This window comes from Leuconostoc rapi (genome assembly GCF_016908715.1).
In the GTDB taxonomy this organism is placed as follows: domain Bacteria; phylum Bacillota; class Bacilli; order Lactobacillales; family Lactobacillaceae; genus Leuconostoc; species Leuconostoc rapi.
The window spans coordinates 105,894-119,546 of sequence record NZ_JAFBEK010000006.1 but is presented as its reverse complement, the minus strand read 5'-3'; the positions used below and the strand labels follow the sequence as shown (position 1 = coordinate 119,546).

Genomic DNA, 13,653 nt, shown 5'->3' with positions numbered 1-13,653 from the left:
GTTTGGTTTGGTTTGGTTTGGTTTGGTTTGGTTTGGTTTGGTTTGGTTTGGTTTGGTTTGGTTTGGTTTGGTTTGGTTTGGTTTGGTTTGGTTTGATCATCAGCTGCCCACTATTCTAAATATGATATGTTTAATATTCATTTTAATATATTATGTTAGGAAAAACACCCCGATTTTGGGACAAAGTCGTTAAGCGATACCTTTGACTATTATAATGTCAAAGGTATCGCTTTTTTAAAATATGTACATAATATGTTTATGTAGAAGAAAAAGGCCTAAACTAACAGACCATATAGGGAGCAGATTGTCAATGAAATTAAAAACTGTTTTATTGTTATCAGGGGTAGTAATAATGATTGGTGGGGGTTATATTTACATGCAGCAGAAGCAAGTAAATCAGTCGGCTAAGTCAAGTCAACCAACGAGTGCCAAAATCAAATCGCAAAAACAGCCCGCACGAAAGATCAAAAAGCAACAAACTGATATGAATTTACCACAATTAAGTGATCAGAATTTTTCAAGTGTCGCAGGCACTTGGAAAAATTCTGCAGGCGATACATTGGTAGTGAATGAAAAGGGTGCACTATCAGCAAATCATGATGGTCAAGCGAATAACAAACAAAAGATATATATTGCATCTGGTGCAATATCTTCAGGGGAACAAAGTTATCATATCGGTACGAAGGTCGAAGATGGTATTTTGCAAACGGTCGCGGGAAGCGATCCTTTACCCACGACCCCTGGTGCTTCAGCACTCACGCCTTTCTGGTTTATTCCTAAAGGTGTGGATGTTAAAAAAGTGACTAGTATGGCTTTTAATGGTGAATCTGATCAATCTAAAGATCGATTATTTACAGGGCAACAATTCGATGAACGCAATATCTATGTGCGACAGCAATCAACAGATGACCAACAAACCAATACCAGTGATTTCCAGTTACCGCAAATAAATGATCAGTTGACCTTCTCTTCAGGTGCTGGTGGTTGGCAAACAACTTTAAAATTGCATCCTGATGGCCAATTTTCGGGCGAATATTCAGCATCTTCTATGGGCGATACAACAGATGATTACCCCAATGGTACAAGTCAAAACGCGATCTTTAGTGGTAACTTCAATAAAATTAAACGTGTCAATGGCACAGCCTACCAAATGCATATTGATCAATTGAATTTAGCTCATACTGTTGGTCAAACTGAAATTGTTAATGGTGTTAAAAAAACTTGGGTAAAGCCTTACGGTATGGATGACCCCGACAAATTCACTTTGTATTTACCTGATCAAAAAATATCGGACTTACCAGCTAATTTCTGGCGCGATAAATCAGGGACCAGCTGGAATGAAGACTTAAAAACGAAAAATAAGCTGAATCGCTATGCTTTATTGAACCAATCAACGGGATATACGTTTTTGAGTCCGGAAGTCGGTGATGCAGATTAATATTGATGAAAAAAAGCTATATACTGGCTGACGAAAAAAGAATAAGAGGAAAAATTATTATGAACGATTTAAATTTGAATGATCTACCTAAAAACGATTTGATGTCATTGTTAACAACTGCATATCAATACCTATCTGATGAGAAAAAAGCCGAGGATCAAATTGCAACAATTAATCGACGTATACATCAAGCATTGCAAGCACCTATCGGTTTTCAAGGTGTATTTCGATGGGGTGTGCCTGTTGGTGCTTTTGTGATCACCATGGTTGTGGTATCTAGTATTCTTGGACCTATTATTGGTTTTGTTGTCGGTGCCGTAGCAGCCTATTTTGCTTATGGTTATAGCAGTGGTAAAAAAGATAAGATTTTATCAAAAGAAAAAATTTCTAAATACCGGCAACTAGCATCAAAAGCACAATCAGAATTGACTGTTTATCAAGAAAGTGGTGAATTCAACGATAGTCTGATGTTTTTACCTAGAGAATGCACAAATATCTATGCAGTAGCAGCTTTATACAATATTTTGTTAACTGGCCGAGCAGATACTTGGAAAGAAGCTATTAACAAATACGATTTGGAAAAAAACAATGCTGAAATTAAAGCTAATCAGAAAGCAATGATACAAAATCAAAAGTCACAGATACAAGCTGCTGAAGCCAGTAATATTTTATTAAACAATGTTCAAACTAGTATTGCAGCACAGACAGGTGTCATCATGGCACAAATGGCTCAGATTGATAATATGAACCGCAGTATTGATAGTGTTGGTCAAAGTGCCTCATCTATCGCTAATAATATTAGCAATATCAGAAACAGGAAGTAATTGGGGATAAGTGAATGGGTTTATTAAAAATGTTCGGGAATCATATTAAACAACAAACGCTGCAGCAATTAGCTGATTCAAGTGGAATTGCACGGGATATGATCAAAATAAACGATATTAAAAAACGCAAAAGTGCAAAAGTGCACAACATCAATATGGTGTACGGTTAGAATATGTACCAGATACAGCTGAAGAAGCATTGATTAACTTATCTCATGAACTTTTTAATATGTCAGAGGATGAAGTTTTGCAGCTAGTTGCAACCACACCAGTAACCTATGCTACCAGATTGAATATAACGGAATCCAAAGAAGTTGTTAAATACTTAAAAAATATTGATGTTAAGGCAAGTGTTGCAGGTTAGTAATAATGTCTGATCCAAGGTAACGTTTACACATATTTAAAGAAAAGAGAAAGAATCTATGAATAATCACAAAATGACACGTAGAGAACGATATGCAGTGAAAACACCAACCAAAAAATTAGGGGTTGCAACAGCAACAGCTATCACATTGGCAACGATTGCAACAGGCACAACAAAAGCTAGCGCTGCTGAAGTACAACCATCTACAAGAACACCTGAACAAACAACACCATCAACACAGCCTGACGAAAAGACGCAAGCTACAGCTAATTATGATGCTGCCAAGGCATCTGAAGCACAAAAGTTAGCTGATACTCAAGCGCAACAAAAAGCTCAAGAAGAAGCTACAGCCAAGGCTAACGCCGAAGCCCAAGCTGCTCAACAAGCAGCCAATGAAAAGGCGCAAGCTGATGCTGAGGCCCAACAAAAGGCCACTGACGAAGCTAATGCACAAGCAGCCGCTCAACAGGCAGCTGAACAAGAAGCAGCCAATCAAGCAGCTCAAGTTCAAGCTCAAAAGGATGCTGAAGTTGCCCAACAGGTAGAGATTGCCAAGCAACAGCAAGAAGCTGCTGACTTTGCAGCACAACAAGCAAAAGAGACTGGTTCAGCACAAGAACAACGTGATGCTGTCACAGCACAAAACCAACAAGACATTGCAAATGCTCAGGCCGCCAAAGCCGCCCAAGATGCAACAATTGAAGCAAATGCTAAAGCAGAACAAGACGCCGCAAAAGCTCGTCAAGATAATGCTAATAAACAAGCGGATGCGAGTCAAAAGGCTGATACAACAACAGCTCAAATCAAGCAAGCTGCTGAAACAAAGACACAAACTGATGTCAACACAAAAGCAGAAGCAACGCAAACTGCGTCTAATGCAGCTTCAGAAAAGACAGCCCAAAATACGGTCAATTCAGCTCAAAAGACAGTTGACACCTCAAACACAAAGGCAACTAAAGCTGCGACACCAGCCAATCCATATTCAGAAACTGATGATGCCTTTGCTGATGCTCAGGCAATTAACAGTGTCGGAAACTTACCAACAAAAATAAGTGACCCACATATTCCTGCAAGTCATGTCAATGACGCTGGTTATTATGATTATTATTCATATTCTGGTGAAAATGATAACACACCAAAAATCAATGGCGATGCCACAACAGCCCAACAAGCTGAATTATCAGATTATGCCATGACTTTAGTTAATTCATACCGAACAGCTCATGGCTTGAGTGCTGCTGTAGTAACCAACAATGCTCAGAAAGCTGTTGATGAATCCGCTCAATATCGTAAAGCCGTTAATGCTGGCTTGACACATACTGTTTACTTAGGCAACTCAGCTACAACAAAAACAACACAAGCCTACAAAGATTTAAACTTATTCAACACCTCTGAAAACTTAGGAGTTTCGCAAGCTTCTGAACTCACAATGTTGTCAGCCAAAGTTAATCTATTAAACATGATTACTGCTATGATTTATCAAGATGGGGCCCATGCTAACGGTCATTTAGCCAACTTCATGCGTGAAAACTTACAAATGGCATTTGCTTTACAACAATCAAATAGTGAATGGCCATACATCTTTGTTTTCCAAGGTTCTGAAATTAACGATACAAACAACCCTGTAACAGTTAACGACAAACCCTTAACATTGAAATCAGCTTCTGAAATTGAAGCTGCTCGTGGTGGTAACAATGCAGCTGCTGTCAAGGCATTAGCTGATGCACAAGCCAACTTGACAAACGTCAAGACAGCTAATGCTCAAAAGTTAGCTGATGTACGCACAAACAACAAGCAAGCATTAGACAACATCAACACGAAGTATGCCAAGATTGTTGCCGACATTACAACATCTCACGATGCAACAGTGGCTAACAATGCAAAGTCATATGCTAGTGACGTTGCTCGCATTAAGCAACTCGCAACCGCACAACATGATGAGAATGCCACAAAGTTAGCCGAAACATTGGCAACACTAAAGGACAATTATGATGCCAAGTTAGCCAACATCAAAGATGTACCGGCTGACGAACTAGCAGCCAAGAAAGCAACAGACAAGGCAAAGTTTGAACAAAGCCAAGTCCAAGAATTAGCCGCCTTCAAGGCCAACCAAGCAAAAGCTGAAAGTGCCTTAGAAACAAAGTTAGCTAATGAATTAGCATCATTCAAGGCACAATTAGATGCTGATGTCGCAAGTAAAGCAGAAACAGGAGCCAAGAATCTTGACGCCTTAAAGGCATCAAATGACAAGGCATACAACGATTTAGTTGCGACCAACGCCCAAGCATTATCAAACTTGAAGACATCAAATGCCAAGAGTTATGCCAAGGCACAAGCTGACAGTCAAGCCTACTTAGATAGTATCAATCCAGCAAATGCAAAGCCTGAAACGCCTAATAAGCCTTCAGACAAGCCAACGACGGATACGCCTGACGACACTAAGACGCCTGTGAAGACAGGTGATGAGGGGGATTCTGGTTCAGTTGGATCAATGACATTAGATGAATACTATGCAAAGCTTAAAGAAACAGCCATCAAGCCAACAACAGGCGCAAGTAATAGTTCAGCTAAGCCATCAACGAACCAACAAACGTCAACTAACACTGACAATAAGACACAAGCTTACTTTGATCGACTTATTCAGTTAGATAAATCAACCCCGTCAGTTGGTGGTTCAAACCAGACAACTAATAAACAGGCTAATGTGACAACAACAGTTGCTAAAAATCAATATAACGATCATGTTGTCTATGATGCAAGCGCCAAAGTGCTGAACACGATAACAACGGCTCAACACAAAAATAGTATAGCGACCTTACCTAGCAATGGCACTGTTTCACATGTGACACAATCATCCGTTGCTTTGCCAAAGACAGGGGTGGAATCATCGTCCAAGTCACTTGCTGTATTAATCAGTATGGTTGGTTTACTCGGTATATCCGTCTATGTACCAAAGCATATGAAAAATAAACGAGTATAACGTCGGCTTGAGGGCTTCGTTGTTTAGCGTATTAAAATTATAAACACTAAAAATATTATGTTGTACGGTTTTGATTTCTAGATATATAGTAGAGAAAATCAAAATAGGCAACATAATATTTTGTTATTTAATAGTATTATTGTTTTGAATGTTAAAAAGATTTTGATTAACGTTAATATTTATATTATAATAACTAACGTATTGTTTTTAATAAAAAAAGTAATGATAGGGAGAAAATAGATGGCAACAAAGAAAGAATGGACAGAATATTTTGAACTTATCAATGATCGTCAGCCTAACGCAGAAGAGGTTTTGGCGGCGATTGAAAGTGGCGAGATTTCAGTGCACACCAATGATACCCAAACCAATAGCAAAGCGCCTAAAGCAGAATTGTCTGAGGATGCCAATCGCGTATACACGAATGCCAAGCAACATGCAGGTAATTATTGGACGTGGATTAAGCCAATCCTAGCGCATCCGAGTGAACAAATTCATGTCAATGGCAATATTTTCTTATGGTTAACCTTTGCTATTGCAACGATTACAGGTGCCTTTTCATTTTCAAATGTTGTGCGACGAGGTCTTAATACTGCTTACCAATCGTATTCATCATTTAGTGGTAGTGAGGCTACCACAGTCCGTCAACAATTAAGCTCATTCAACACGCAATTATTTTTCTATGCGGTTGTTATATTTGCTATTTTGTATTTAGCTGCTATACCCGGTTTGTTATTGATCAATAGACAAGCTTTTGACCTCAAGACAAACGTATTAAAATACTTAAAGTGGTTTGCACCATTAGCTTTGATTAACATCATTGGTGCTATTTTATCATTTTTAGTACCTATTCCATCGCTTTCTATCTCATCAATAGATGATGTTTCATCAATCATGCAAACTATTTTTAGCTCATTTGGCATTATAGCAGCGGTTATTGTGATTGGTATTGCGATCTTAACTAGTGGACAACAATTTATGGTGACCGAAGCGCATCAAGGGAAGCAAAAAATAGATGCCATTTGGTTAGTATTAGGTCAGTGGATCATTACGATTATCGTTATTGGTATTGAATTGAAGTTTATTATCGGACCATTACTAGAGACATTATCAAAATCAATTGGAAATGTGTGAGGTGAGATAAAATTAACATGGATCAGAAAAAAGTTTGGTTAGCTGCATTTAAAGCCGCTAACCATCGTAACCCAACAATAGAAGAGGTCAGCAAAGCCGCAGAACAGGGTTTTGTTTTACCAAATGATGACGTAACAAAAACAAGTCAGGCCGATGAGACAGTAGCGCCAGCCACACCTTTAGTGACACCAGCAATAGCATGGCGTGAAAAGTTTAAATCAGACAATGGGCGTGAACCTAGTCTTGATGAAGTACGTGACGCAAAGCAAAGTGGTTTTCAAAGTACGACACCATTAGCACAGCCAACATCGGAACCTGTGAATGCAGTACCAAGAACACCAATGGCAAAAGGTAAGAAAATTGCCTTGACTGTTGGTATTGTCGTTGTCGCTATTATTATCGGCCTCTTTATTTGGGGTAATAAGTATTATGCTAAGACAGCCACAGCCAACCGCACGTTAACGGTATTGAAGTCTGGCAGTGCAACAAAATATGCTAAAAATATTGTATGGTCTGATACTAAGAAGGCGATTAAATCAAATGAATTGGCCCCATTTGTTGATTACATGAATGATGATAGTTGGTCAAAACAACGTCAAAATAATGTCTATGATCAATTGATGTCTGGTGCAAGTACAGATGGTTATGCTTTCACGCAGGTCGGCAAACATTTCTTGTTCTTCCCTGATTATAAGCTAACAATCAAGCCAGTTGATTTTGATGTCGCAACCAATAATAAAGATATTACGCTCAAAATGAATGGTAAAACAATTGGCACATCTGATTCTGATAGCTATTCAAAACCTTTAAAGAGACAAGTAAGTGGTTTATATAAATTTACTGCTACCGGAAAAATTAATGGGCAAGATGTTGCAACAAGTGATGAACGGCCAATCAGCAGTAACACCAATGTTAACTTAGCCATTGATATGATTAGTTTTGATGTGAATTCAAACTTAATGTCAGGTGATCTATACATTGGTAATACGAAGATTGATACGTTGAAAGATGGGCTATTGCAAGTTAAAAATATGCCAATTAGCAAGGGCGCAACAGCCTACGTTGAAGCTAAATTTGGTGATCAAACAATCAGATCAAGTAAAATGAGCTTGAAGGATTTGTATGATGGCGAGAGTATTGACTTAGATGCGAAGGGCTTGATGACTGAAAGTGACGCTGATAATACGATTTCATCTATGTACAATGCGTTAGGTTCTTACGCATCCGATGAAGAAGACAGTGATAGCTTGACAATGTTTAAAAATGGTGCCAACAATAAGGCTTATCAAGATTATAAGCAGATGATTCGCCATAATTTACATGATGCTAAACGTAATGCTGACTCTGTGTCATTTAACACGCCAGATGTGAAGTCTGTTAAGCAAACAAGTCTGACGACAGCAGATGCGGTTTACCAAGTTAAGACTGATTTTTATTATGCTTCAGATACCGATAAAGATGGTGATACATCTGGTGATTTGACGCAAACGTTCGAATTAACTGCGCATTTAGTTTATGACAAACGAAGTGATACATGGCAGATTGATTCGATTGATCCTGATCAAAAGAAAATTTCAGAAGATAGTACAGTCGACTAAAAAATGACCCAATACATACAGTATTGGGTCATTTTTATTTCACTTGACTGGAAATCGTGACTTTAGCAGTTTTATAATCGATTTGAATGCCTGGTTGGACATTGAAAATCCAGTAGTTGAAGTTCAATGTCTTGCCATTGTCTTGAACTGATTTAGCCATATAATGCACGCCACGTGCCAAGCGGTCGTCACCAATATAAAGTGGGGTCACTTGCGCACGGATTTTTATATTTGGGTGTTTTTTTATGGCGTTACGAATATCATCTTCAGGAACGAGTTGACCAGGATAAGCATTTTGTACACGGGTACCAGTTGTCATATTTTCAGTCACCATCGTTGGCATACCAAAGAATTGATAACCGACAATGTGTGATTTGTTCCATAGTGCTTGCTTGCCGTTGCCTAGTTTGACATTAGGATTATTATGATAACCACCAACCCACTTTTGACCATCAAAGCGATCGTTGATGAACCAACCTGAGGGACGGACATCATAGCCAATTCTTTCTGGACGCGCAGTTACTTTGCTGATAGCGGATTGGCTAGCCACAAAGTTGCCTTGTTGTGAGCGGCCTTGATTATCAAGTGGGGATAAACTAAGACCATCAACAGGGCGTAATTTTGAAGCTTGTGATGGAAATGTTTGTGTCAATTCTGCCTGTGTGAAAGTCGCTTGATTATTATTGATATGGACAATGTCACCATCTAGTGTGCCATCCCATTTCAAATTTAAGAGTGCTTGATTATTTGTAGCGGTTGCTTTGGCATACTTTGATGTTGGCACGGACGTTTCATGAGTAGGTTGCTGACTTTGCCAAAAATAAAAACCAAATAGAGCAATGACGATAATTAAAGATAATAATTTATTTTGTGGGGATTGTTTGCGTTTATAGGTTCGTTTTCTTGCCATATTTATTCTCCGTATCAAATCTTTTAAAATCATACCATTTTTAACACAAAATAAAAACCAGACCATGCTGTTTAATTAGCATGACCTAGGTTGATTAAATCATTTTGACAAATCCCATTCTGCTTTAAATTGTTCGAGGAAATCAAGCATGAATTGATGACGACTGACAGCAATTTGACGTGCAGTTTCAGTGTTTAAACGGTCTTTGATCAGTAATAATTTTTCATAAAAGTGATTAATTGTTGTACTATCATCGTTACGATATTGCGCTTTATTTTTCGCAATGCGCGGGGCAATATTTGGATCATATAAGATACGGTTTTTGACAGCGCCATAAGTAATTGCACGTGTGACGGCAATCGCACCAACAGCTTCTAATCGATCGGCGTCTTGTACGATTTGACCATTGATATCAAGTGGCTTGGCCTGACCCTCAAGTGATTTTGACCAAGACATGTTGTCAATGATTTCAATAATACGATCAATCGTATTTTGCGAAATTTCAAGTGACTGTAAAAAACGAATGAGGTTTTCTTTGGCAGCTAAGGCTTCGGATTCAGTTTCAAACAGTTTATCATCATAAACATCATGTAACAATGCAGCAGCGTGAACGATAAAAGGATCAGCGCTTGGTTCATTGCGTAAAATTTTGTCAGCTAAAGCAACAACGCGGTCAATATGGTCAACGCTATGACCTGAGTTATCTTTAGCAAGTGCTTTTTGCATATAATCCGTTAATTGTGCTATTTGTGTCATTTGAATTTCCCCAATTATCAATAATTGTTGTTACTCGCTTACTCTACCAGTTTTAATGCTTAAAGGAAAGGTCTAAAATTGTCTCATGTTCGTTATGACGGTTTAATTTCAGAGAAAAACTATGAAAAACACGTAAACTTCGTTATAATTATCTTATAAACTAGGCCTCATATGGCAGGAACACGTATCATTAATTGATGACGTGATAGAAAGAGAGACTCATATGTCAGAACCAAACAACATCCTTTTTAACACAGCTAATCTTACAGATTCAGCAGTCGTTTATGATAAATTCTCAAAAGCGGAACAACAATTTTCTGTAAAGAAAGATAAAACTTTCTATATTACGACACCAATTTATTACCCTTCCGGTAAGTTACAACTTGGCAATACTTATACAACAGTATTAGCAGACGCAGCTGCACGGTATCATCGTTTGCTTGGCGAAGATGTTCATTTTTTGACAGGTACAGATGAGCACGGTCTTAAAATACAACAAAAAGCTCAAGCTGCAGGTATATCTGAGATTGATTATTTAGATGGTATGGCTGAAGGTATCAAAAAACTTTGGTCACTGATGGATATTTCATATGATGATTTTATTCGTACAACAGAAGATCGTCATGAAAAAGCGGTTCAAAAAATATTTACAACGCTTCTTGAAAATGATGATATTTATAAAGGAGAGTATGAAGGCTGGTATTCTGTTTCTGATGAAGAATACTTCACAGAATCACAATTAGCTGAAGTATTCCGTGATGAAGCTGGCAATATGATTGGTGGTAAGGCACCATCAGGACATGAAGTTGAACTAGTCAAGGAGGAGGCATACTTCTTCAAGATGAGTAAGTATGCTGATTGGTTGTTAGAATATTACAAGTCACACCCAGAATTTATTCAACCAGAAGCACGTATGAATGAAATGATTAATAATTTCATTGCACCAGGGTTGGAAGATTTAGCGGTTACGCGAGCATCTGTGGATTGGGGGATTCCTGTTCCAGGTGATGAAAAACATGTGATTTATGTTTGGATTGATGCCTTGTCTAACTATATTACAGCACTTGGCTATGAGTCAGACAATACGGAAGCATTCAAAAAATTCTGGCCAGCAAATGTTCAATTGGTTGGTAAAGAAATTGTTCGTTTCCACACGATTTATTGGCCAATTATGCTACATGCGCTTGGTCTTGAATTGCCTAAATCTGTCATTGGTCATGGTTGGCTAGTGATGAAGGATGGTAAGATGTCTAAGTCTAAGGGAAATGTGATTTATCCTGAAGTGCTAGAAGCACGTTATGGTTTAGATGCTGTCCGGTACTACTTATTACGTGCGATGCCTTTTGGCAATGATGGCGTCTTTACACCAGAAGATTTTGTGGCACGTGTTAATTTTGATTTAGCCAATGATTTGGGTAACTTGTTAAATCGAACTGTTGCAATGATTAATAAGTATGAGGGCGGCATTGTCCCTCAACTACAAACTGGTCAAACTGACTTTGACGAAGATCTTGTGCGTACGGTAGAAGAAGCTATCGTATCTTATAACCAGAATTTCCAGGAAATGCGCACAGCTGATGCTTTAGAGAATGTTTGGATAATTATCAGACGTGCTAACAAGTACATTGATGAAACACAACCATGGGTACTAGCTAAAGACGAGACACAAAAAGCTGTGTTGTCAAATGTTATGGCACATTTAGCCGGTGCTTTGCGTATTGTGGCTGTACTGCTACAACCAGTGTTAACACAAGCACCACGTAAAATATACGAACAACTTGGTTTTGAGTATCCTGAAAACGGCGTACGCATTGCTGGATTAACATTTGGGCAGTTGCCAACTGGTGGCACAGTTGTCAAAAAGGGTGAGCCTATTTTCCCTCGTCAAAATGTTGAAGAAGAAGTAACCTTTATTTCTGGTTTGGTGTCCAAAGACACTAAAGGTAAGGGCCGCGCTGTAAAAGAAGAAGCCAAAAAAACAGCAGTCACTGAGGAACCAGCACGTGATTTGATTACTTATGATGATTTTGCAAAAGTTGAGATTCTAGCTGCTAAAATTATAGCGGGTGAAATTGTTGAAAAATCTGAAAAGCTGTTAAAATTCACACTTGATGACGGTTCAGGTAAGCCAAGACAAATTTTGTCAGGTATTCGTAAGTGGTATGCTGACCCATCTGAACTGGTTGGTAAGACAGTAGCTATCGTGGCTAATATGAAGCCACGCAAAATGGCTGGTGAACTATCAGAAGGCATGATTCTGTCAGCCGAAAAAAATGATATTGTGACAGTAACCATTTTGCCAGATTCAATAGCAGCAGGCTCTGGTATTGAATGAAACCTGTTCGTATACTGGTTTCAAGTAGTCGCAAATATCAAATAGGTTGAATCAAAAGAATTAAACCTGGTGATATAAAGTTTACTAATTCACAACCAGAAAAGCGCACTAAGCAATATCACTTGTTCTATAATGATTATCTTGTTAAAATAACCTGATTCTGAGTGCCATTCACAAGTGATAAGCTGAACGATATGTGCTATTCATATTCGCCCAGTGGCTGAGTTTGTGCTATAATATGGTTGTTGACAAAAGTCAAAAACAAAATCTTTGGAGGATCTAAACACATGACTGTTAAGATTGGTATTAACGGATTTGGACGTATTGGCCGTTTGGCTTTCCGTCGTATCCTTGAATTATCAGATAAGGCTTCAGATATTGAAGTTGTTGCAATCAACGATTTAACTAGTCCTGATATGTTGGCATACTTGTTGAAGTATGACTCAATTCATGGTACTTTACAAGCTGAAGTTTCATCAGATGACACTGGCATCATTGTTAACGGCAAGCACTATTCAGTTTATGCAGAACGTAACGCTGCAGATTTGAAGTGGGTTGCTAATGATGGCGTTGACTATGTATTAGAAGCTACTGGTTTCTATACATCAGCCGAAAAGTCACAAGCACATTTGGATGCTGGTGCTAAGAAAGTACTTGTTTCAGCACCAGCCGGTGCTGTACCAACAGTTGTTTATGGTGTTAACCAAGACATCTTAACTGCAGATGACACAATTGTTTCTGCTGGTTCATGCACAACGCAATCATTGGCACCAATGGCTAATGCATTGAACAAGGAATTCGGTGTTAAAGCTGGAACAATGACAACAGTGCACGCTTATACAGCTTCTCAAGCTTTGCAAGATGCACCTAAGTCAGGATTTGCTAAGCGTCAACAAAATCGTGCTGCAGCAAATACAACATTGCCACACTCATCAGGTGCTGCCAAGGCTATCGGCTTGGTTATCCCTGAATTGGATGGTCGTTTGCAAGGACACGCATTCCGTGTACCTGTTATCGATGGTTCAGTAACTGAATTAACAGCAACTTTGGACAAAGAAGTCACTGTTGATGAAGTGAACGCAGCAATGAAGAAGTACGAATCGGAATCATTTGGTTACAATGGTGATGGTCTTGTATCAACAGATATCATTGGCGACACACACGGAACAGTATTCGACCCAACACAAACTGAAATCACTACTGGTAACGGTTCACAATTGGTTAAGATTTCTGCTTGGTATGATAACGAATACGGTTTCACTTCAAACATGATCCGTACATTGTTGCACTTTGCTACTTTGTAAAAAATAGATTTAA

Annotated in this window: 11 protein-coding genes; 9 read left to right on the top strand and 2 right to left on the bottom strand. The window is 38.6% G+C overall.

Annotated elements, in window-relative coordinates; translation table 11 throughout:
* Positions 1-310 precede the first annotated feature (310 nt).
* From JOD28_RS07075 to JOD28_RS07050, 7 genes are all read left to right on the top strand, one after another.
* The gene (locus JOD28_RS07075) at positions 311-1,438 is read left to right on the top strand and encodes a DUF6287 domain-containing protein (protein ID WP_204770127.1); all 1,128 of its coding nucleotides are present in this window, start codon (positions 311-313) and stop codon (positions 1,436-1,438) included.
* Between the two features lie 59 nt (positions 1,439-1,497).
* The gene (locus JOD28_RS07070) at positions 1,498-2,262 is read left to right on the top strand and encodes a PTS system mannose/fructose/sorbose family transporter subunit IID (protein WP_204770126.1); all 765 of its coding nucleotides are present in this window, start codon (positions 1,498-1,500) and stop codon (positions 2,260-2,262) included.
* Between the two features lie 14 nt (positions 2,263-2,276).
* Complete coding sequence (locus JOD28_RS09775; RefSeq protein WP_239531134.1) at positions 2,277-2,432, top strand: hypothetical protein; 156 nt, start codon at positions 2,277-2,279, stop codon at positions 2,430-2,432.
* 59 nt (positions 2,433-2,491) lie between these two features.
* On the top strand, positions 2,492-2,626 hold the full coding sequence (locus JOD28_RS09865; RefSeq protein ID WP_259650389.1) for a hypothetical protein: 135 nt from the start codon (positions 2,492-2,494) through the stop codon (positions 2,624-2,626).
* Positions 2,627-2,684: 58 nt separating this feature from the next.
* Positions 2,685-5,606 (top strand): SEC10/PgrA surface exclusion domain-containing protein, encoded by a 2,922-nt coding sequence (locus JOD28_RS07060; RefSeq protein ID WP_204770125.1) that lies wholly within the window; start codon positions 2,685-2,687, stop codon positions 5,604-5,606.
* Between the two features lie 240 nt (positions 5,607-5,846).
* The gene (locus JOD28_RS07055; RefSeq protein ID WP_204770124.1) at positions 5,847-6,737 is read left to right on the top strand and encodes a hypothetical protein; all 891 of its coding nucleotides are present in this window, start codon (positions 5,847-5,849) and stop codon (positions 6,735-6,737) included.
* A gap of 17 nt (positions 6,738-6,754) precedes the next feature.
* Positions 6,755-8,335 carry a zinc ribbon domain-containing protein gene (locus tag JOD28_RS07050; protein WP_204770123.1) on the top strand — a complete coding sequence of 527 codons (1,581 nt, stop codon included), beginning with the start codon at positions 6,755-6,757 and terminating at the stop codon, positions 8,333-8,335.
* A gap of 34 nt (positions 8,336-8,369) precedes the next feature.
* On the opposite strand, the gene JOD28_RS07045 is transcribed toward JOD28_RS07050, so the two are convergent.
* Both JOD28_RS07045 and JOD28_RS07040 read right to left on the bottom strand, forming a co-directional pair.
* Positions 8,370-9,245, bottom strand: coding sequence for a DNA/RNA non-specific endonuclease (locus JOD28_RS07045; RefSeq protein ID WP_204770122.1), 876 nt, complete (start codon positions 9,243-9,245; stop codon positions 8,370-8,372).
* 99 nt (positions 9,246-9,344) lie between these two features.
* Positions 9,345-10,001 (bottom strand): HD domain-containing protein, encoded by a 657-nt coding sequence (locus tag JOD28_RS07040; protein ID WP_204770121.1) that lies wholly within the window; start codon positions 9,999-10,001, stop codon positions 9,345-9,347.
* A gap of 223 nt (positions 10,002-10,224) precedes the next feature.
* On the opposite strand from JOD28_RS07040, the gene metG reads away from it, so the two are divergent.
* Both metG and gap read left to right on the top strand, forming a co-directional pair.
* On the top strand, positions 10,225-12,336 hold the full coding sequence (gene metG / locus JOD28_RS07035) for a methionine--tRNA ligase (RefSeq protein WP_204770120.1): 2,112 nt from the start codon (positions 10,225-10,227) through the stop codon (positions 12,334-12,336).
* Between the two features lie 287 nt (positions 12,337-12,623).
* Positions 12,624-13,640: a type I glyceraldehyde-3-phosphate dehydrogenase gene (gap, locus tag JOD28_RS07030; RefSeq protein ID WP_013103185.1), complete on the top strand. Its 1,017-nt coding sequence runs from the start codon at positions 12,624-12,626 to the stop codon at positions 13,638-13,640.
* Positions 13,641-13,653 lie beyond the last annotated feature (13 nt).

What these genes read in the sequence shown, in the direction of transcription:
- gap (WP_013103185.1), top strand. Translation starts at nt 12,624, where the DNA reads ATGACTGTTAAGATTGGTATTAACGGATTTGGACGTATTGGCCGTTTG.
- metG (WP_204770120.1), top strand. Translation starts at nt 10,225, where the DNA reads ATGTCAGAACCAAACAACATCCTTTTTAACACAGCTAATCTTACAGAT.
- JOD28_RS07055 (WP_204770124.1), top strand. Translation starts at nt 5,847, where the DNA reads ATGGCAACAAAGAAAGAATGGACAGAATATTTTGAACTTATCAATGAT.
- JOD28_RS07060 (WP_204770125.1), top strand. Translation starts at nt 2,685, where the DNA reads ATGAATAATCACAAAATGACACGTAGAGAACGATATGCAGTGAAAACA.
- JOD28_RS07050 (WP_204770123.1), top strand. Translation starts at nt 6,755, where the DNA reads ATGGATCAGAAAAAAGTTTGGTTAGCTGCATTTAAAGCCGCTAACCAT.
- JOD28_RS09865 (WP_259650389.1), top strand. Translation starts at nt 2,492, where the DNA reads ATGTCAGAGGATGAAGTTTTGCAGCTAGTTGCAACCACACCAGTAACC.
- JOD28_RS07040 (WP_204770121.1), bottom strand. Translation starts at nt 10,001, where the DNA reads ATGACACAAATAGCACAATTAACGGATTATATGCAAAAAGCACTTGCT.
- JOD28_RS09775 (WP_239531134.1), top strand. Translation starts at nt 2,277, where the DNA reads ATGGGTTTATTAAAAATGTTCGGGAATCATATTAAACAACAAACGCTG.
- JOD28_RS07075 (WP_204770127.1), top strand. Translation starts at nt 311, where the DNA reads ATGAAATTAAAAACTGTTTTATTGTTATCAGGGGTAGTAATAATGATT.
- JOD28_RS07070 (WP_204770126.1), top strand. Translation starts at nt 1,498, where the DNA reads ATGAACGATTTAAATTTGAATGATCTACCTAAAAACGATTTGATGTCA.
- JOD28_RS07045 (WP_204770122.1), bottom strand. Translation starts at nt 9,245, where the DNA reads ATGGCAAGAAAACGAACCTATAAACGCAAACAATCCCCACAAAATAAA.